Below are 19,337 nucleotides of genomic sequence, written 5' to 3' on the forward strand. Positions count from 1 at the left end.
AACAAATTTTGCTGGCGCCCATGCGCACCGCTTGGCAGCGCTGTTGGAGGTTGGCAAATGGCTAAGGCAAAACAGTGGGACGTAAAGCAGTTAGATCGGATTGTCGAAAAAATGATCGACACCGTTCAACATAGCAAAGACGAAATTTTCCGCATCGGGGAGCAGTCGCGTCAAGAGCACGACCATTTGCTTCGTGAACTCGAGGAGGTGAAGCGGCTGACCGTGCAGGCGATCGAAGAAGCGGACCGGCTCGAAATGGAGGCGCGCCGGGCGCGCCGCCGCCTGTCGGAAGTGAGCCAAAACTTTTCGACCCACTCGGAGCAAGATATTCGCGAGGCGTATGAAGCGGCGCACGAGCTGCATATGAAGCTGACGATGGTGCGCGAGCGGGAGAAACAGCTGCGGCTGCGCCGTGATGAACTTGAGCGGAGATTGGCGAGCCTTGCGCAAATTACAGAACGCGCCGATTATTTAGTCGGGCAAATTACGGTCGTGCTCCACTACTTAAACAGCGATTTCCGCCAGGTCAGCGAGCTCGTTGAAGGAGCGAAGCAAAAGCAGGAATTTGGGCTGAAAATCATCGAAGCCCAGGAAGAAGAGCGGCGGCGGCTGTCGCGGGAAATCCATGACGGCCCGGCGCAGCTGCTTGCGCATGTCCTGCTTCGATCGGATCTCGTCGAAAAGGTGATCAAAGAGCGAGGGACAGAGGCGGCGATCGCCGAGATTCGTGATTTTCGCAAAATGGTGCGTTCGGCTTTGTCCGAAGTGCGCCGCATCATTTACGATTTGCGGCCGATGGCGCTTGATGATTTAGGATTGGTTCCGACGCTAAAAAAATACTTGCAAACGACCGAAGAATATAATAACGGAGTCCACATTTCCTTTGTACATATCGGCGAAGAAATTCGGCTGCCGTCGCGGATGGAGGCGGCCGTGTTTCGCCTTGTCCAAGAATCGGTGCAAAATGCCTTAAAGCATGCCGAAGCGCGCCACATCGACGTCAAAATGGAAGTGACGTGCCGCCATCTGCTTGTCAGTGTCAAAGACGATGGCAAAGGATTTGATCCATTGGTCAAAAAAGAAAATGCGTTCGGCTTGATTGGCATGCGGGAGCGGGTGGAGCTGCTCGGCGGCACGCTCGACATCCGCTCAAAGATTGGCAGCGGAACGACCGTGTTCATTCGCGTTCCGCTCGACCGTTCGACTGACGAAACGAACAAGGAGGAGAGGAAACGATGAAAACACGCATCGCGATTATCGACGATCACCAGCTGTTTCGCGAGGGCATCAAGCGCATTTTGGAATTTGAGGGCGATTTTGAAGTCGTGGCGGAAGGAAGCGACGGAAGCGAAGTGCTTTCGATCGTCGAAACATACCGCCCCGATTTGGTGCTGATGGACATCAATATGCCGGACATCAACGGCGTGGAGGCGACGAAACAGCTGATCGAAGCTTACCCTGATACGAAAGTCGTCGTGCTGTCGATCCATGACGATGAACACTATGTGATGCACGCTTTGCAGACGGGGGCGACGGGGTATTTGCTGAAGGAGATGGATGCCGATACGCTCATTGAGGCGGTGAGAATCGTCGCGGAAGGCGGATCGTATTTGCATCCGAAAGTGACGCACAACTTGATTCGCGAATACCGCCGCTTGACGTCGGAAAAAGGCGGCGTGGCGGTCAAACAAGAAGTGCGTCGTCCGCTGCATTTATTGACGCGGCGAGAGTGCGAAGTGCTGCAGCTGTTGGCCGACGGCAAAAGCAACCGCGCCATCGGCGAAGCGCTGTACATTAGCGAAAAAACAGTGAAAAACCACGTCAGCAGCATCTTGCAAAAGTTAAACGTCAATGACCGGACGCAAGCCGTTGTGGTCGCGATCAAAAACGGCTGGGTGGAGGTGCGCTGAACGGAACGGGGGCTCTCGCCAGTCTTTGCAGCGGTGCGTTGACGATCGAAGCGGCTTCCTGTGGCATCGATGCGCCGTTTGACGGCGAAGGAGCGGCTTGGGCAAAGCGTTGCATGAGGATCAACGATGTTCCGCTTCACGGCCTGCCCGCGTTCTTTGTCTCCTCATGCATCGAGCGGTGGTGGACAACGAGTCTTTTTGGTATAATGGCAGAAAAGGCTGAATCAGGAAGGAATGGCGCCTGTGAAAATTGCGATTGTCACCGATAGCACGGCTTATTTGCCGAAAGACGTGCGCGAGCGGCTCGGCATCCGGATGATTCCGCTCAGCGTCATTTTTGGGGACGAAACATATCGTGAAGAGATCGATATGACGGCGGATGAATTTTTTGTCAAAATCAAGCAGAGTCCTAAGCTGCCGACGACATCGCAGCCCTCAGTCGGCGAATTTGTCGACTTGTTCACTGCCATTCGTGAGGAAGGGTACGACGCTGTCATCAGCATCCACCTCTCAAGCGGCATCAGCGGCACGTATCAAGGCGCGGTGACGGCGGGAACAATGGTCGATGGTCTGCGCGTTTACGCCTATGATTCGGAAATCAGCTGCATGGCGCAAGGGTTTTACGCCATCGAAGCCGCCGAGATGGCGAAGGCGGGGAAAATGCCGGAGGAGATTCTCGCCCGTCTTGATGAGATGAAGCGGACGTTGCGCGCCTACTTTATGGTCGACGACTTGTCCCACCTGCAGCGCGGCGGACGGCTCACTGGCGCGCAGGCGTTCATCGGCGGCCTCTTGCAAATCAAGCCGCTCCTTCGCTTTGAAAACAAAGTGATCGTGCCGTTTGAAAAAATCCGCACGCGCAAAAAGGCGGTGCAACGCATCGAGGAGCTGTTTGACGAAGATGCGGACAAAGGCGTTCCGCTCAAAGCCGCTATCATCCATGCCAACCAGCCCGATGAAGCGAGCCGTTGGCGCGATGAGCTGGCCGCCCGCTATCCGCACGTCGAATTTTCGATCAGCTATTTTGGCCCCGTCATCGCCACGCACGTCGGCGAAGGGGCGCTCGGGCTGACGTGGTATCAGCCATAAGTCGAGGCCGCAAAGCGCCGCCTTGAGGCGCTGCAGCCGAGCACAAGGCGGAACGGTGTGCCCCGCCTTGTGCGGCGGCGAATTTGTTTTACATTCGTTTTCTCACCTCCTTATGAAACGGACCGGAGATGCGGTACTGGCCGAACTTGTCGAACCGTTTTCCTTTCCTGAAAAATTTGTCGCTATTTCCCCGGGAATGTTGTCGAAATACGTTGTCGATCAACTCCGTGACTGTTCTGTGAATCTTCGCTGGCGTCAAGTTTTGCTGCATCCATTTCTTTTGAAGACCGATATGTCGTGAAAAAGACGGTCAAACCACATCCTTATTCCATTTGGAAAGGCCTTTTCACCTCCACTTTCTTTTTTGATCGAATGTTGCCGTTTTGTGCATGGCGTCTGTTTTTTATTACCAACCTTCTAAAGAATGCCGTGAGATCGCTCTTTCTGTCCCTTTATGCGTTTCAAGCCTCTCAACTTGGGGAGAGGGTGTTTTCCAAGGCGTTTTTGCCGCGTCACCCGCTCTGTTAGGATCTCAGAGACATGCTTTTCCTGAATGACAAAAGGAGTGATGCTCATTGTACATCCCCCCATCAACCGCTGCTTCGCCGCTTGTCGTCTGGCTCAATGGCCAGCGCCTACCCCGAGAGCAGCTGCCGTTTCCCGATGGAGAAGTCGCTGCCGCCATCCAGACCGGTTCGCTATGCGAACAGCCCGGGCTCATCAACACAGCGCGCGGCTGGCGCTGCGTCCGTTGCGGAAACGACGATCGTCGTCTGTTCGCCTCGTTTCCGTGCGCCCGCTGCGGGGCAGATTGCGCGTATTGCCGCAAGTGTCTCGTGATGGGGCGCATCAGCTCCTGCACCCGCCTTGTGCACGTGACGATGCCGCTTCCGTCCGAGCTGCACGAAGCGCCGCTTTCCTGGGACGGGGAACTGTCCGCCGCTCAGGCGGAGGCTGCCCAGGCAGTCCGCCAGGCGGTGCTGGACCGAAGCGAACTGCTCGTTTGGGCCGTATGTGGGGCAGGGAAAACCGAGATGTTGTTTCCTGCCATCGCTGCCGCCTTGGAGGAAGGTTGGCGAGTTGGCCTCGCCACGCCTAGAGTGGACGTTGTCCGCGAGCTTGCTCCCCGCTTTCGCCAGGCGTTTCCTCGCGTTCCGCTCGCCGTTTGGCATGGAGGAAGCGAAGAGCGCGGGCGGATCGCTTCCTTGGTCCTCTCCACCACCCACCAGTTGCTGCGAGCCTACCGCGCATTTGACGTTATGATCGTGGATGAAGTCGATGCCTTTCCATATTCTGCTGAGCCGATGCTCGAATACGCCGTCAGTCAAGCGCGGAAAGAACGATCAAGCCTCATCTATCTCACCGCCACTCCCTCCCGCGCTTGGCAACGTGACATTGCGCGTGGCAAACGGAACGCCGTCGTCATCCCCGCCCGCTACCACGGCCGTCCGCTTCCCGTCCCCGTGCTTGAATGGTGCGGCAATTGGCGCAAGCAGCTCGAGCGCGGCCGCTTGCCCGAAAACGTCCTTGCGTGGGTTCGCCATCGTTTGGAACAGAGAAAGCAGGCGTTTTTGTTCGTTCCTCATATCGATGAGCTTGAAGCGGTCACCCGCCTCTTGCAACGGGTCGATCCCCGCATCGTCGGCGTCCACGCCGAAGCCCCGGATCGCGCCGATCATGTGCAGGCGTTTCGCGACGGGCGCGTTCCGCTGCTTGTGACGACGACGATCCTTGAACGGGGAGTGACGGTACCGAACATCGATGTCGCCGTTCTCGGTGCCGAAGACCGCATCTTTACGGAAAGCGCTCTCGTGCAAATCGCCGGCCGCGTCGGCCGCCACACCGCGTTTCCGGATGGCGACGTCCGCTTTTTCCATCACGGAAAAACGAACGAGATGGTACGGGCGCGTCGCCACATTGTCCGCATGAATGAGACAGCAAAGAAAAGGGGGTTGCTGCATCGATGAACTGCCTCCTTTGCCATTCTCCGTACAATCCGATCACGAGCTGGCGCCAGCTGTTTCTTCTTGAAGACCCAGACGTCCTTTGCCCGCGCTGCCGCGGTGCGTTTGTGCTTATTGACGGCCGCCTTTGCGAGATGTGCGGCCGCCCGCTTGAGGAGGCGGCGCCATCCGTGTGCCCCGACTGCCTTCGGTGGCAGGAAGATGAACAATGGGGGAGGGCGCTCGTGAAAAACCGATCCGTCTATGTATACAATGACTGGATGAAAGACGTCGTCGCCTTATGGAAGTTCCGCGGCGACTATGTCATCGTCGAGGCATTCCGCCGTCCGTTTGTCCACGCGTTTTTCCGCCATTTCGGCCGCGATTGGTGCATCGTTCCGATCCCGCTGAGCCCCGAACGGCTGTATGAGCGCGGCTTCAACCAAGCGGAAGCGCTCGCCCGCCTGCTTCCATCCCTGTATTTCCCTTGGCTGGCCCGTAAACATTCCGAAAAGCAATCGAAAAAATCGCGCCGCGAGCGGCTCGAGACCGACAACCCATTTTTCCTTGCCGATCATCCCCCGCTTGACGGAAAACGAATCGTGCTGATCGACGACATTTACACAACGGGCATCACCATCCGCCACGCCGCCCTTGTTTTGCTTGAAGCGGGGGCGGCCGAGGTGGGGGCGTTGACGCTCATTCGCGCGTAACAGTGTAAACATGGGAAGCCTACGTACCGATATAAACAGTAGGAGAACAAAGAGCGAGGAAGAATGATGATGCGTATCCATCACGATCAACGATCCAATGAGATCGCCGCACCGGCTGTTTCATTGCAGCCGGGGAGCGTGCAGATGGCGGTAATGAAAGAAAGGTTCAACGATCAAGAGGCCGTGGTCGCCATCGGCCAACAGGATGTACGCGTCCACTTTGTGGATGGCGTCCCAAGCGACCGTTCGTTTATGGTGCGGCTTGTGAAGCAAGAAGGTGGAACTTGGATGGCGCAAGCGGTGCCACTATCGTCTATAGGGCGGTTTCTGCCATCTTCGTTGGACGATGGAATCGATTCATGGCTGTCGGCCCGTGGCATTCGCCTGACCGAAAAGGAAAAAGAAGCCGTTCGTCGTTTTTGGGAGACGGAAGGCGGCTCGATAAAGAAAAAACAGGAAACCTTCGCTGCTTTGGCGGCGAAACAGCTCGAGGTGACCGAGACGCATTTGCGCCTAGCGCATGAAGCGCTCCATGGCCCGCCGCTCGGAGACCTGTTGGCGCCGTTGTTGACGAAAACGGAACCGGAAGAAACCCATGAAGCAAAAGCGGCGCCTGTTCGTGAACAAACGGAGCGATTGGAAGGTTCGCGCGCGTATGCGGCTGCATCGGAGCTGGTTCTTCCGACGGCAGAGGCTCGGACGTTTGTCATGACGGCAGTGACAGAAAAAATAAGGCAATTGGTCCACGATTTTCGCGTTTGGCAGCGTGATATGGCCCGTCAGCTTGAACGATTTGCGCATGCCGCTGCCCAACAGTCGACAGAGCGAGCCGCGCCGCTTGTTGAGTCGCTCATTCATTCACTCGACCGCATGCTGTTGCACGGGGAATGGTTGTTGTTTACTGACATGAAAACGGAAACGAAGTTGCTTGAGGCGGGGGCGAAATTGGCAGAAGCGAAACGCGGCCTTGCGGAAGGAAAGACGGACGAAGCGGCCAAGACGGCGCGTGAAGTGAAAGCGTTGTTGGAGTCGCTCCGCTTTCAGCCATCTGAACAAAAAGTACAGCGGTTTTTCATGGAATCGGAAGCGTGGCAGGGCACGAAGCCGCACGAGCAGCTGTCGCGCCTTCTGAAACATGTGGACCAAGCGCCCAACGATGGCGCATTATCGGCGAGAGGAGTCTTTGAATCGCTGCGTCGCCTCGGCTTTTTCCATGAGCAAGAAGCGGCCCGTGCACTCTTGAGTGGAGAGCGATTACAGCCGGTCGAGAATTTGAAGGCGATGCTGCTGTCATGGGTTGAGGAAGGAACGGCTCCTGCGCAGGCGGAACGGCTGCTCATGAATCTTACCGGCCAACAGTTGCTCAACAAATTTACTGTTGACAGCCACACCCAAACTATGTTGTACCAGTGGCCACTCTCGCTTCATGGTGAGATGGCGACCGTGCATGTGCACGTCAACGCTCGCAGCGGTGGCGGCCAACTTGATTGGCAAAACTGCCGCCTCTACTTTTTGTTGGACACGAATCAAGGCAAAGTCGGCATTTCCTTGCAGGCGATCGAACGGCAGCTGTCCGTAACGGTGGAAACAGAATACGAGCGGTTGGCGGCGGTGTTGCAGTCATATGCGGCGACAGTCAAAGATCATTTGGAACAGATCGGTTATCGAGTGCAACGCCTCATTTTCCAACCGATGGACACCCAAGACGAGGAGCGGGCGGCGACAGACAGAGTGAAGACGGAAAACGAAACGAGCCAGTGGGAGTGGACGATATGAACAGACACCGTTACGCCCCTGCTTTCAAATCATATGAGCAACATCTTGGCCGACAGCCGCGGCAGCTCGCTGATGAGGTGGCCGACAAGGCGGGGCGGGCGGGCATTCCGCTGCCCCATGACCGGGAGTTGCTGAGACAGCTGGTCGATCCGGTGCCGCGCGTCCCGCCGCAGCTTTACGCGGTGATCGGGGAAGTTTTAAAATGGATTCAGAAGCTTGATGAACAAGGCGGTAGGAGCGAAGAAGATGGAGATCAATAAAATTGCTAACACCCCATCGGTTCCAATCGGCAAAAAAGCGGCGGCTTCTTTTTCGCCATCCGTGTCATTTGCCGAGCTGACCGCCAAGGAGCAGGAAAAGCTGCGAAACGAGCGGCTGAGGCAGCTGGCGGATGAAATCGAACAGCAAGGAAAAAAACTGGCCAAGTTGCGGACGGTTGACGATTTGCGGCGGTATAAACAGCTCGTCAGACAATTGCTCGATGAAGCGGTGAACCATGGCTTGAAACTGACGGAGCAGTATGGGTTCCATTGGAGCGGCCGTTCCCGCGTCTATCATATCGTCAAAACGATCGACCAAAAGCTGCTGGACGTCACAAACGCGGTGCTCGAGCAAGAACGGCCGAGGATTGATTTGCTGCAGACGTTGGGGGAAATTCAAGGGTTGATCGTCAATTTGTATACGTAATGGGCACATTGGGAGGGGAGAATGATGAACTTAGAAAATTGCCCGGTTTGCGGCCGTCTGTTTGTCCGCTCGCCGTTTCGCGATATTTGCCCGTCTTGTCATGAAGAAGAACGGCAATTTCAAACCGTGGTCCAATTTTTGCGGCGCCGGGAAAACCGGTTGGCGACGATGGAGCAAATTGTCGATGCGACAGGGGTGCCTGAGACGCTGCTGGTCAAATTCATCAAAAGCGGCCGCTTAACGTTGGCGCAGCTGCCGAATTTAGGATATCCGTGCGACCGTTGCGGCAAGCTGATCCGCGAAGGCAGAATGTGCGCTGACTGTTCAAAAGATTTGCAAAGGCAGCTGGAAATGGCGAAAAAAGAAGAAGAACAGAAGAAAAAACAAGTGTTTCGCACATATTACACCGACAAAGAGCGAAATGGCCGCTAAACAAATGAACGGATTGACCGATAATAGTAGTAAGGCAACAACGGGCGGAACGGATAGGAGGAATCGCAGTGAGAATCGATAACCGGTTTTTGATTGGCGTTCATCCCTACCGTCAGTACTCGGGCATCCCACAAGGAAAAACAGGGCAACCCGGGCGGCGGGATCGCGTCGAAATTTCTGAGGAGGCAAAAGAGCTGCAGCAACGCTCCACTTGGGCCGCCGAGCGGGAAGAGAAAGTGCGCCGGTTGAAGGAACAAATCGACAACAGAACGTATGAGATCGATGCCCGCGCCATTGCGGAGAAACTATACAAGTTCTATAAGGGCGATGGCCAATGAACACAAGGGTAGAAAATCGCCGAACCGATGATGAACAGCGTGCGCCAGCGCTGCAGCTGATGGCGCTCCTTGACCGGCACTTGACGCTGCACCGGCATTTGCTTCAATTGGCCTATCAAAAAACGGACGTATTAAAACGAGGCGATATGGACGGATTAATGCAGCTGATCCAAAAAGAACAAACTGCTATCGCCGCCATCCAGCAGCTCGAGCGCGAGCGGGCACAACTCGTCGCCGCATGGTCCGATGGCGGGCATCCGCTGACATTGGCCGATTGCTTGCCGAAAATGGACGAGGAGGAGCGGCAAAAAGCCGAACAGTTGGCTAGCGAGTTGCTCGACGTGATCAACGAGCTCCAGGCAGTCAACGAGCTGAATGGGCAGCTCATCCGCCAGTCGCTGCAATGGGTGACGCTGATGTTGGACCAATTGATGCCGCAGCCGCCCAACGTGAACTATACCGCGCCAAACCAATCAACGAGACAATATGGACATGGACGAAGCCGTTCACTCTTTGATTCCAAAGCATAGCAGCACAAATCACCGACGGAAAATAAGGAGAGATCGATCCATCCAACAGCCGTCAAAACGAAACAGAGCCGCTAGGCAGAAAACAGCGGACAATCATTAGAAGATGAAAAGGAGGGGCACGATGGGATCAACATTTCACGGGCTGGAAGTCGCCAAGCGCGGCATGGCCGTGCAGCAAATGGCGCTGTACACGACCAGCCATAACATTGCCAACGCCAATACGCTCGGCTATTCCCGTCAGCGTGTCAATTTTGTCCAAAGCGAGCCGTACCCGCCGGCGTCCCTCAACCGCCCGCAAATTCCGGGACAGATGGGGACGGGGGTCGAGGCGGGGTCGATTGAGCGGGTGCGCGACCGCTTTTTTGACTGGCAATACCGCGGCGAGAACAACAAGCTCGGCTATTGGCAAGCCCAAGCCGATGCATTAAAAAAAATGGAGGACATTATGAACGAACCGTCCGACAGCGGTTTATCCAAAACCATGGATCAATTTTGGCAGGCGCTCCAGGATTTAAGTGCAAACCCAGAAAATACAGGGGCCCGCTCGGTCGTGCGCCAGCGCGGACTGGCGGTGGTCGAGACGTTTCATTATTTGGCCGATTCGTTAACCTCTATTCAAAACGATCTCGCCAATGAAATTCAAGTGACCGTCAAATCGATCAACTCGATCGCGGAACAGCTGTATAAAATCAACCAACAAATCGCCGAAGTCGAACTGCACGGCTACTTGCCGAACGATTTGTACGATGAGCGCGACCGACTGCTCGATGAACTGTCTGCGCTCGTCAAAATCGAAGTCGAGCCGAAGCCAAGCGGCGGCAATGCGCTGAAAACGGCGGAGGGGTCTTATGATGTATATATTTTTGATGGCAACGGCCAGCGTCAGCTGCTGGTCAATGGCAACCAAGGATACCAGACGCTGTCCGTATCGCCGAGCGCCAGCTCCTCCCCGGAGATGCCGACCGGTCCGCTTACCGGACTTTCGCTTGGAGGCTCTTCCATCCCGTTTGTCGCCTCCGGCAAGTTGAAAGGGTTGATCGAGGCCTACGGATATGATGACGGAAGCGGTGTCAAAGGCATTTATCCCGATATGTTGAAAAAGCTCGATACGCTCGCGTATTCGTTCGCCAAACGGTTTAACGAAGTGCACCAAACAGGGTATACGCTCAGCCCGAGCAACCCGGGAGGGCTGTTTTTCAGCGATTTGACGCAAGTGGACGGGGCAGCGAAAGCGATCCAATTGTCATCCAATATTGATGATTTAAACAATATCGCCGCTTCATTAGCGCCGAACGAACCGGGGAACGGCTTAAACGCCATTCGTCTCGCCAATGTCAAAAACAGCAATTTTGCCAACCTGCAAAATCCGGCGCCGTCGGTCTCGTATCCGATCACAGCGGGCACGCTGCAGGCGTATTACGAAAGCATGATCGGCCAGCTGGCGGTCGACACCCAACAGGCGAACCGCCTCGTCAACAACTCCGAAGTGCTCCGCCAGTCGGTGGAGGAAAGGCAGCAGTCCGTCAGCGGGGTGTCGCTCGATGAAGAAATGACGAACATGATTCGGTTTCAGCACGCCTACAACGCGGCGGCGCGCACGATTACAACGATTGATGAAATGCTCGATAAAATCATTAACGGCATGGGAATTGTCGGAAGGTAGGTGAGCGATGATGCGCGTCACGCAATCGATGTTGACGCAAAATATGCTGCGCAACTTGAGCCAAAGCTATGAACGGCTCGGCAAAATTCAAGACCAGCTGTCCACCGGCAAAAAAATTGCCCGCCCGTCTGACGACCCGGTCGTGGCCATCAAAGGGATGGCGTACCGGACGAACTTAACTGAGGTGGAACAGTTTAAACGCAATTTCTCCGAAGCCCATAACTGGATCGATGCGTCCGACTCGGCGCTTAACGAAGCGACGCAAGTGCTCCAGCGCATTCGCGAGCTCGTCGTCCAGGCAAGCAACGATACGTATGAGCAATCGCAGCGTGAGCATATCGCGAAAGAGATCGATGAGCTAAAAAACCATTTAGTGTCCATTGCCAACACACAAATTGCGGGCAAATACATTTTCAATGGCACGGATACCCTTCGACCGCCGGTCAACTTGGACGCCCCAGTGAACAAAGTGTCGACGAACACAGAACAAGTGAAAATCGAGCTGTTAAAAGGCATCCAGCTCCCGGTCAACGTCAATCCGACGCGCGTCTTTACGTACAGCGCGACTCCAGGACAAGGGCTGTTCAGCGATTTAGAAGCGCTTGTGAATGACTTGGAAGCTGGCAAGAGCGGCCAAGAGCTGAACGGTTATTTATCCTATATTGACAAGCACATCGACAACGTCTTGGCCGAGCGTGCCGAGCTTGGCGCGCGAAGCAACCGCCTTGAGCTGATGGAAGCGCGTGTCGATGAACAGGAAGTGATCGCCCAACAAATTTTGTCGGACAATGAAGACGCCGATATCGAACGGGTCATTACCGATTTGAAAACACAGGAAAGTGTGCACCGCGCCGCCCTTGGCGTCGGCGCCCGCATCATTCAGCCGACGCTGCTCGACTTTTTGCGCTAAGCGGATAAGGGGGAGATGACGATGCAGCTGCCGCAGATCCGCTTGCAGTCAACGATGGCGAAAATCGCCATCGAAACCGTTCCGGCGAAACTAGAAATCCAACAGCCGCCTGCCGAGTTGGAAATCGAGCAATCTCCGGCCCGACTCACGATCCGTACGACGCCGTCCAAGCTAACGATCGATCAGACAAAAGCGTGGGAAGACATGAACTTAGAACATATCTTCCGCCGCATCGAAAAGTTTGCTGAACAAGGATACAACGATTGGCTTGACGGGCTGGCCCGCGTCTCTCGCCAAGGCGACGAGCTCATGCGCATTGAGGACGGCGGCAACCCGATCGCCGAGCAGGCGAAAGAAAACAGCGAAACTCCGATGTACGAATTCAACATCGGCTGGGTGCCGTCCCCGTTCAGCGTTCACATATCCTATACTCCGGCGGATGTGGATATTCGCTTTGAGGCACGCAAACCGGTCATCCGCGCCCGCACGCATCCACCGGTCATTCGCTACATGCCGGGCGAGGTGGCGATCCGCCTCGCCCAGCGTCCGTCGCTTCACATTGACGTCGTCATTTGAGGAACATAAGGAGGAGCAAGCATTGAACATCGACACGAAATACCACGGAACGGTGGCGGTGAAGGACGAAGACATCATCCGCTTCCCCCACGGCCTGCCCGGATTTGCGGACGAGAAGCGGTTCGTCCTTTTGCCGCTTGCCGACACGCCGTTTGTCATCTTGCAGTCGGTCAAGACCCCCGCGCTTGGGTTTGTGCTGATTGAGCCGTTTTCGTACTTTCCGGCGTACGAATTTGAACTGGATGAAGGGACGGTCGAACAACTTAACATCGAAAGCGAACGCGACGTCGCCGTGTACGTCATCTTGACGGTTGCTGACCCGTTCGACAACACGACCGCGAACTTGCAGGCGCCCGTGGTCATCAACGCCCGAAAACGAATCGGCAAGCAAGTGATCTTATCGAACACCCCGTACAAAACGAAACATCGCCTCTTCCCGGAAAAAGCGGCGACGTAAAGGAGGCGGGCGAACCATGCTTGTTTTAACGCGCAAACTCAAAGAAGCGATCCAAATCGGCGATGACATCGAAATCACCGTCCTCGCCATCCAAGGCGATCAAGTAAAGCTTGGCATCAACGCGCCCAAACACATCGACGTTCATCGCAAAGAAGTGTACCTCGCCATCCAAGCGGAAAACAACGCCGCCTCCGAAGCGCCCGAAGCGTCGCTCGCCGCATTGACCGCCAAACTGAAACAATGGAAACAACGATAACCCGAAGCGCCCAAACGGCGCTTTTTTCGCTCCATCGAAAAAAATTAAATTTCCCTATTAAACTTCCAAAAAACGCGCCGATATAAAAAGTGAGCGCGGTTTGCGGCGAAAGGCGGCCGACTTTCGCCCTAGCCCCGCCGTTCCACAAGGACGTGGAAAACATCATTTCAAGGAGGAAGAGAACATGAGAATCAACCACAACATTGCAGCTCTTAACACGTATCGCCAATTAACTATTGGTAATGCAAACGCTGCGAAAAACATGGAAAAACTCTCTTCTGGTCTTCGCATTAACCGCGCTGGTGACGATGCGGCAGGTCTTGCGATTTCGGAGAAAATGCGCGGGCAAATTCGTGGGTTGGAGCAAGCGTCACGCAACGCACAGGACGGAATCTCGCTCATCCAGACAGCAGAAGGGGCTTTAAATGAAGTTCATTCTATTCTTCAACGTATGCGTGAATTGGCTGTTCAAGCTGCGAATGACACGAATACAGGTACTGACCGTGACGAGATTCAAAAAGAAATTAATCAATTAACTTCTGAAATTAATCGTATCGGTAATACAACTGAGTTCAATACTCAAAAATTATTAGACGGAACAAGAGCCACAAGAACTACTACTCCTTTATCTACAGCTACAGGGGCAACATCGAATGGTGGTACTGGTGCAGCATCTGCAGAGACAACATCGAATGGTGGTACTGGTGCAGCATCTGCAGAGACAACATCGAATGGTGGTACTGGTGCAGCATCTGCAGGAAATAGCATTGCTACTCCTGTTACGGGTGTAACTACAACAATGGGTGGAATAACTTTACAAATTGGTGCGAACCAAAGCCAAAGCTTAACAATTGACATTCAGGACATGCGTGCTAGGGCACTTGGTATCACAGGAACAGCTGGTACTTCAGGGTTTACTGCTACAAACACTGTCACTGATGGTACAAACAACGCTACTGTGGAAGCTGCACTTGATGTATCGAATGCAGCGAATGCATCTGCTGCCATCACAAGGATTCAAATTGCAATCGATAGAGTATCTGCAGAGCGTTCAAAGCTAGGTGCTTATCAAAATCGTTTAGAACATACTATTAATAATCTCGGCACCTCTGCAGAAAACCTACAAGCCGCAGAATCCCGCATCCGCGACGTTGATTATGCCTTAGCTGCCTAAGCAGCGACAGGCACAGTCGTCCTAGCTGGAAACGGCTAGGATCATCACCGGGTGAATTGCTGGGAAGCCCTGAGAGCCTTTGGCGCCACAACGGAGCTGGAAACGGCAGACGTGAGGGCGGAAAAAGCCGAAGGATTGGGCAATCAGCAGCCAAGCTCCTGTCCCGAAAGGGTGGAGAAGGTTCAACGACTAGGGCATACCGCCTACGGCTTGTGCTATGGCGATGAAGCCCGTAGGGTGAAGAGGATTTCCATCGTCCTCGCTCATCCGAAGAGCCCGGCCCCTAACAGGTGAAGCTGAGGGTGAAGATGTAGTCTTGTCCCGCACCGAAAGGGCGGGTGGCACGATGGCCAAAGAAATGATGGAATTCACGAAAAACAACATCTTGGCTCAAGCAGCGCAAGCGATGTTGGCTCAATCAAACCAACTGCCGCAGGCTGTGTTGCAGTTGCTTCGGTAGTCCGGTTTGAAGGGCGTCTTAGCTGGAAACGGCTAAGAGGATCACTGGGTGAATTGCTGGGAAGCCCTGAGAGCCTTTGGCGCCACAACGGAGCTGGAAACGGCAGACGTGAGGGCGGAAAAAGCCGAAGGATTGGGCAATCAGCAGCCAAGCTCCTGTGGCGAAAGCCTGGAGAAGGTTCAACGACTAGGGCATACCACCTACGGCGAGTGCTATGGTGATGAAGCCCGTAGGGGAGGCCGATGCCGAACCGAAGCGCCCAGCCCCTAACAGGTGAAGCTGAGGGTGAAGAGGTAGTCTACACAACGTTCGAAAGACGTTGAGGCATGGCAAGCCAACCAACAACCGCAAGGAGTATTGCAATTGCTTCGTTAATACGAGAAAACATACCGAGGGACATTTGGTTTCCTCGGTATTTCTTTTGTTAGGATGGTAAGACAAAAAATTTTAAAAGTATATGGAACGTATGTTTGTATATGTGCTATAATCGAAGGGGGTGATTCAAGTGACGGATACAAATGAATATCGGACAATTCCTTGTTACGAATTGGAGCAATTCCCGATTATAGGTGTGTACAAAGAATTGCTAGCTGGAAAGAGAAAGGCGCTTCCGGCAGGGACATGGGAAAAGGACGAAAATGTCATTATCTTGGTACGCTATGTGTTAGAAGTACAACTTGGTTTATCAAGGGAACAAATTCCAAAGATAAATAAAAAGATTATTGGAGAACAAAAACTTTGGGGAGTTTTGAATCGGTTTAAATCTCCCCGTCGGCTCATTGAGTTTGTTTACCCTAACCAATATAATGAATTCGACTTCTATCGTGTTCCGGTTGATTATTGGGGTAATGTGGAGAATATACGTAAACGCCTAGAGTGGTATTTAGAGAAAGAGGGAATCAAGATTGAGGAGATCCCTCAAAAAGTAAATCGCTATGTTCTTGTCGAATGGGGGTTTTCCAATCCTTTAAAGCGGTACGGTTATTCTCCATTTCGCCTTATGAACGCCCTATACCCCGGCCGTTTTAAAGAAACGGATTTTAAAAAAATTCCTCAAGGTTATGCAACAAACCGCGAATTTTTGAGAGAGCAGTTTATGGACATGCTTCGTAAGGAAAAGATTCAGTTCGAAGACGTGCCGAAGAAAGTGACGCAGCAAATGCTCATCAAGCATCGTTTTAGTGCAGCTTTAAAACATCACCGCAATTCGCCTCTAGAGTTTATACAATATCTTTTCCCCAACCAATTTTCACTCGATGATTTTCACACAAAACCAAACGGCTACTGGAAAGATATCAAGAATGTCAGACAGGCCATTATTGATTTGATTGAAAGGGAGGGAGTAGCCGAGCAGGATGTCCCGCGCTTTATGACGAAACAGCGGCTGATGGCGGAAGGGCTGACTGGTCTGTTACATGAATATCACGGTTCGCCGATTGAGATTATAGAGGCGGTGTTTCCGGGGAAGTATGATGTGACAGAGTTTCAGCGTGTGCCGAACCAACATTGGCATTCGCCGCAAAACCGGGTGCAGGCGCTGCGGACGTTTTGTGCCAAGCGGGGGATCGGCCGCGAGGAGTTGCCGAGGTTAAACCGGGCGTATTTTCGCAAGCATTTTCCACGGTTTATCAGCATGGTCGATCGTCATTACGACAGCAAATTTTACCGTTGGATTATGGAATCATTCCCCGAATATACATTTCAGCCTGAGGAATTTAATTTGCTAGTTGGGATTGACGGGCAATTGTGTGATTCAAAAGAAGAACTAGAAATCCATAACTTTTTGATTCGCGAGGTCGTTGATGGGAAAGTGGAAAGAGAAGGATGTCGTTTTGTGAACCAAGAATATGACGAAGTATATATCCCTGACTGGGTGATTGAACAAAACGGCAGAAAGTGGATTGTCGAATATTTCGGACTATATGGTTCGACGCGTTACAAGTGGTATACGGAGAAGGCGGACCGAAAAATGCAGTTTTACCATTCGCTCGCCGATTATACGTTGATTGTGATCATGCCTGATGATTTTCGGGAAAAAGGGTTTCAAAGAATTGTGTCCCTTTTGATTAGTAATGGGATACAGATTAATGTTCATTGTTCTCTGGAACGATGATTTTTAAGGCATTAAGAGGTTAAAAATGATAAAATGAAGCAAAAAGTTGAAGAGATTATGTACCAATGTCATTGCCATAAACCGATAGCTGTCCGGCCGCATTGGTACTACTGAAGGAGGTGACGCAATGATCATCCTAAAACAAGGCAATCTCTTGGAAGATGAAGCAGAAGCTTTGGTGAACACGGTCAATTGTGTCGGCGTGATGGGGAAAGGAATTGCACTGCAATTTAAGCAAGCTTATCCAGAAATGTTTTCGGAGTATGAAAAGGCTTGCCGCCGTAAGGAAGTGCAGCCAGGCAAAATGCATGTCGTTTCCACTAAATCGTTATTGAACCCAAAATATATTATTAATTTTCCTACAAAACGCCATTGGAAAAATAAATCCCGGATGGAAGATATTGAACTAGGGTTGGCAGATTTGATAAAGGTGGTTAAGGAGCTTAATATAAAATCGATTGCGCTTCCGCCGCTTGGCTGTGGAAATGGTGGGCTTAGATGGGATGAAGTACGTCCTAAAATTGAAGCGGCTTTTGAGCATTTAAAAGAGGTGGAAGTGCATTTGTATGAGCCTGCAGGGAGCCCTAACCCTGATCAAATCAAAATACGTACAAAACCTCCAAAGATGACAAGATCTCGAGCGTTATTGCTAATGTTAATGAATGATTATTCCATTCCGGGGTATAAGTTGTCATTGCTGGAAATTCAGAAGTTGGCTTATTTTCTTCAGGTTGTCGGCGAACCGATGAGATTGCGATTTGAGAAAGGAAAATACGGTCCATACGCGGACAACTTGAATCATGTTTTACTGCGTTTGGACGGTCATTTTATTCGAGGTTTTGGCGACCGCAACCCGGATGCAGAAATTTATTTACTACCGAATGTGGTACAAGAAGCTGAACAGTATTTGCAGGGGGATTCCGAGGCTGACGAACATTTAGAAAAAGTGCGGAATGTCATTCAAGGGTTTGAAACTCCATATGGGCTGGAATTGCTTTCAACTGTACATTGGGTTGTGAAAGAAAATCCGGATATAAAAGACGATATTCATTCCATTATTAAAGAAATTCATAATTGGAACGAACGAAAGCGGAAGATATTTAAAGAAACGCATATCACAAAAGTTTGGCAACATTTGAAAGGAATAGGGATGCTTAATTAATAAAAAATGCTTGTTAGATTAAGCCTTGCTCGTTCGGGGAGTGAGGCTTTTATTATCAGTGTAAACCTTAATTAGATTCTTATCCCAATCAAATAAAGATACGTCCAGACCTTTTAAAGATGACAAAATCGAATGTGATATTATGCAATATTTGTAATTTTTTATATTTGGCGGCTAATGGGTAGATGAGTCAGAAAATAACGATGAAACAAACGATATACGAAACATTTTCTGTAAATTGTATTCAGATGGTAGCAAGGACATGAAAATTTACTTATTACTGTGGATATTAGTCAAAAATTTTTGCTCGATATCGAATAGGGTCCCGATTGAAAAAGCAGAGGACAAGCAAACTCCCTTAGTATAGTTTGTTTCTATCGATATGATGTTAGACGTTGGCATTAAATTGTACTCATACTGCTTGCCACGCTTAAATTTTAAAAATATTGCTTTATATATGTAAGGTGATTAGTGATAAAATGTAATAAAAAGAGATGGAGGCAAACAAATGAAATGGTCAGAGTTACGTAAGCAATATCCAAATCAATTTGTGTTGGTGGAGGCTATTTCGGCTTGTTCACAAAATGGCAAACGTATCATTAAGGAAATGGCAGTGATCGATCGGTATCATAGTGTGTCTGATGCATGGAATGGTTATAAACAGCAGCACAAAACTTTTCCGGAGAAAGAATTATATATTTTTCACACAAGTAAGGAGCAAATAGAGGTAGAAGAACAATATTTTATAGGGATTCGGTGTAAACTAGCACATTATTTCAGAATCCCTTTTTCAAATTATTTCAGGCGGATTCGGAAATAATGTGCAAAATTTTTGCGGATTGTTCCGGATTTTGCACATTCTTTCGGAACGTTTGCACGCTCTTTCAGATGAAGATTTCCAGCGCGCCTGATGGACCTATGGAAAAGAGAAAGCACAAAAGAGGCCGATTCGGCCCCTTTCGTGCTAATACCCCATTTCCTCTGCGGCCATGCGCACCATTTCTTCGTCAATGGCGTCCTTTTTCAGCTGATACCCGTATAACAGGCACGTCGTGGCCAACGTGTTGATCACCCGAGGCCATCCCCGCGACTGCAGGGCAATCGCCTCTAACGCCGATGGGGTGAAGATCGGATGCTTCGCCCCGGCC

Annotated in this window: 21 protein-coding genes and 1 pseudogene; 21 read left to right on the forward strand and 1 reads right to left on the reverse strand. The window is 51.9% G+C overall.

Features of this window, described 5'->3' with window-relative positions; all coding sequences use genetic code 11:
• Window positions 1-57: 57 nt before the first annotated feature.
• The 21 genes from AP057_RS05510 to AP057_RS05615 all read left to right on the forward strand — a co-directional run bounded on the left by AP057_RS05510 (window position 58) and on the right by AP057_RS05615 (window position 19,009).
• On the forward strand, window positions 58-1,239 hold the full coding sequence (locus tag AP057_RS05510) for a sensor histidine kinase (protein WP_055358248.1): 1,182 nt from the start codon (window positions 58-60) through the stop codon (window positions 1,237-1,239).
• Window positions 1,236-1,910, forward strand: coding sequence for a response regulator transcription factor (locus AP057_RS05515; protein ID WP_055358249.1), 675 nt, complete (start codon window positions 1,236-1,238; stop codon window positions 1,908-1,910). The genes AP057_RS05510 and AP057_RS05515 overlap by 4 nt, the downstream gene beginning before the upstream one ends.
• Window positions 1,911-2,153: 243 nt before the next feature.
• Window positions 2,154-2,999: a DegV family protein gene (locus AP057_RS05520; protein WP_053532162.1), complete on the forward strand. Its 846-nt coding sequence runs from the start codon at window positions 2,154-2,156 to the stop codon at window positions 2,997-2,999.
• Between the two features lie 575 nt (window positions 3,000-3,574).
• On the forward strand, window positions 3,575-4,966 hold the full coding sequence (locus AP057_RS05530) for a DEAD/DEAH box helicase (RefSeq protein ID WP_055358251.1): 1,392 nt from the start codon (window positions 3,575-3,577) through the stop codon (window positions 4,964-4,966).
• Window positions 4,963-5,655 (forward strand): ComF family protein, encoded by a 693-nt coding sequence (locus AP057_RS05535; protein ID WP_055358252.1) that lies wholly within the window; start codon window positions 4,963-4,965, stop codon window positions 5,653-5,655. The genes AP057_RS05530 and AP057_RS05535 overlap by 4 nt, the downstream gene beginning before the upstream one ends.
• A 63-nt stretch (window positions 5,656-5,718) precedes the next feature.
• The gene (locus tag AP057_RS05540; protein ID WP_152968863.1) at window positions 5,719-7,431 is read left to right on the forward strand and encodes a hypothetical protein; all 1,713 of its coding nucleotides are present in this window, start codon (window positions 5,719-5,721) and stop codon (window positions 7,429-7,431) included.
• Complete coding sequence (locus tag AP057_RS05545) at window positions 7,428-7,691, forward strand: hypothetical protein (protein WP_023633638.1); 264 nt, start codon at window positions 7,428-7,430, stop codon at window positions 7,689-7,691. The genes AP057_RS05540 and AP057_RS05545 overlap by 4 nt, the downstream gene beginning before the upstream one ends.
• Window positions 7,678-8,118 (forward strand): YaaR family protein, encoded by a 441-nt coding sequence (locus AP057_RS05550; RefSeq protein WP_020756448.1) that lies wholly within the window; start codon window positions 7,678-7,680, stop codon window positions 8,116-8,118. Before AP057_RS05545 ends, AP057_RS05550 begins: the two co-directional genes overlap by 14 nt.
• Before the next feature lie 21 nt (window positions 8,119-8,139).
• Window positions 8,140-8,550, forward strand: a complete 411-nt coding sequence (locus AP057_RS05555) for a TIGR03826 family flagellar region protein (protein ID WP_200910056.1) — start codon at window positions 8,140-8,142, stop codon at window positions 8,548-8,550.
• Between the two features lie 68 nt (window positions 8,551-8,618).
• On the forward strand, window positions 8,619-8,888 hold the full coding sequence (gene flgM, locus AP057_RS05560) for a flagellar biosynthesis anti-sigma factor FlgM (protein WP_033014950.1): 270 nt from the start codon (window positions 8,619-8,621) through the stop codon (window positions 8,886-8,888).
• On the forward strand, window positions 8,885-9,418 hold the full coding sequence (locus tag AP057_RS05565) for a flagellar protein FlgN (RefSeq protein WP_023633641.1): 534 nt from the start codon (window positions 8,885-8,887) through the stop codon (window positions 9,416-9,418). Before flgM ends, AP057_RS05565 begins: the two co-directional genes overlap by 4 nt.
• A gap of 121 nt (window positions 9,419-9,539) precedes the next feature.
• Window positions 9,540-11,081: a flagellar hook-associated protein FlgK gene (gene flgK / locus AP057_RS05570; RefSeq protein ID WP_055358255.1), complete on the forward strand. Its 1,542-nt coding sequence runs from the start codon at window positions 9,540-9,542 to the stop codon at window positions 11,079-11,081.
• Window positions 11,082-11,091: 10 nt separating this feature from the next.
• Window positions 11,092-11,991, forward strand: a complete 900-nt coding sequence (gene flgL, locus AP057_RS05575; RefSeq protein ID WP_033014971.1) for a flagellar hook-associated protein FlgL — start codon at window positions 11,092-11,094, stop codon at window positions 11,989-11,991.
• Between the two features lie 21 nt (window positions 11,992-12,012).
• Window positions 12,013-12,567: a DUF6470 family protein gene (locus AP057_RS05580; protein WP_033006521.1), complete on the forward strand. Its 555-nt coding sequence runs from the start codon at window positions 12,013-12,015 to the stop codon at window positions 12,565-12,567.
• 22 nt (window positions 12,568-12,589) lie between these two features.
• Window positions 12,590-13,024 (forward strand): flagellar assembly protein FliW, encoded by a 435-nt coding sequence (fliW, locus tag AP057_RS05585; protein WP_055358256.1) that lies wholly within the window; start codon window positions 12,590-12,592, stop codon window positions 13,022-13,024.
• A gap of 16 nt (window positions 13,025-13,040) precedes the next feature.
• Window positions 13,041-13,280 carry a carbon storage regulator CsrA gene (gene csrA, locus AP057_RS05590; RefSeq protein WP_055358257.1) on the forward strand — a complete coding sequence of 80 codons (240 nt, stop codon included), beginning with the start codon at window positions 13,041-13,043 and terminating at the stop codon, window positions 13,278-13,280.
• 184 nt (window positions 13,281-13,464) lie between these two features.
• The gene (locus tag AP057_RS05595; protein ID WP_055358258.1) at window positions 13,465-14,454 is read left to right on the forward strand and encodes a flagellin; all 990 of its coding nucleotides are present in this window, start codon (window positions 13,465-13,467) and stop codon (window positions 14,452-14,454) included.
• 346 nt (window positions 14,455-14,800) lie between these two features.
• Entirely contained in the window at window positions 14,801-14,914 is a 114-nt protein-coding gene (locus AP057_RS17795; RefSeq protein WP_014196766.1) for a flagellin, read from the forward strand.
• A gap of 505 nt (window positions 14,915-15,419) precedes the next feature.
• Window positions 15,420-17,027 carry a hypothetical protein gene (locus AP057_RS05605; RefSeq protein ID WP_055358260.1) on the forward strand — a complete coding sequence of 536 codons (1,608 nt, stop codon included), beginning with the start codon at window positions 15,420-15,422 and terminating at the stop codon, window positions 17,025-17,027.
• Between the two features lie 127 nt (window positions 17,028-17,154).
• Entirely contained in the window at window positions 17,155-18,189 is a 1,035-nt protein-coding gene (locus AP057_RS05610) for a macro domain-containing protein (RefSeq protein ID WP_055358261.1), read from the forward strand.
• 508 nt (window positions 18,190-18,697) lie between these two features.
• Window positions 18,698-19,009, forward strand: coding sequence for a hypothetical protein (locus AP057_RS05615; RefSeq protein ID WP_055358262.1), 312 nt, complete (start codon window positions 18,698-18,700; stop codon window positions 19,007-19,009).
• Between the two features lie 144 nt (window positions 19,010-19,153).
• Here AP057_RS05615 and AP057_RS05620 read toward each other — a convergent pair.
• A pseudogene (locus tag AP057_RS05620) lies at window positions 19,154-19,337 on the reverse strand (AAA family ATPase); the annotation flags it as partial.

It is taken from the genome of Geobacillus sp. Sah69, assembly GCF_001414205.1.
GTDB classification, from domain to species: Bacteria; Bacillota; Bacilli; order Bacillales; family Anoxybacillaceae; genus Geobacillus; species Geobacillus stearothermophilus.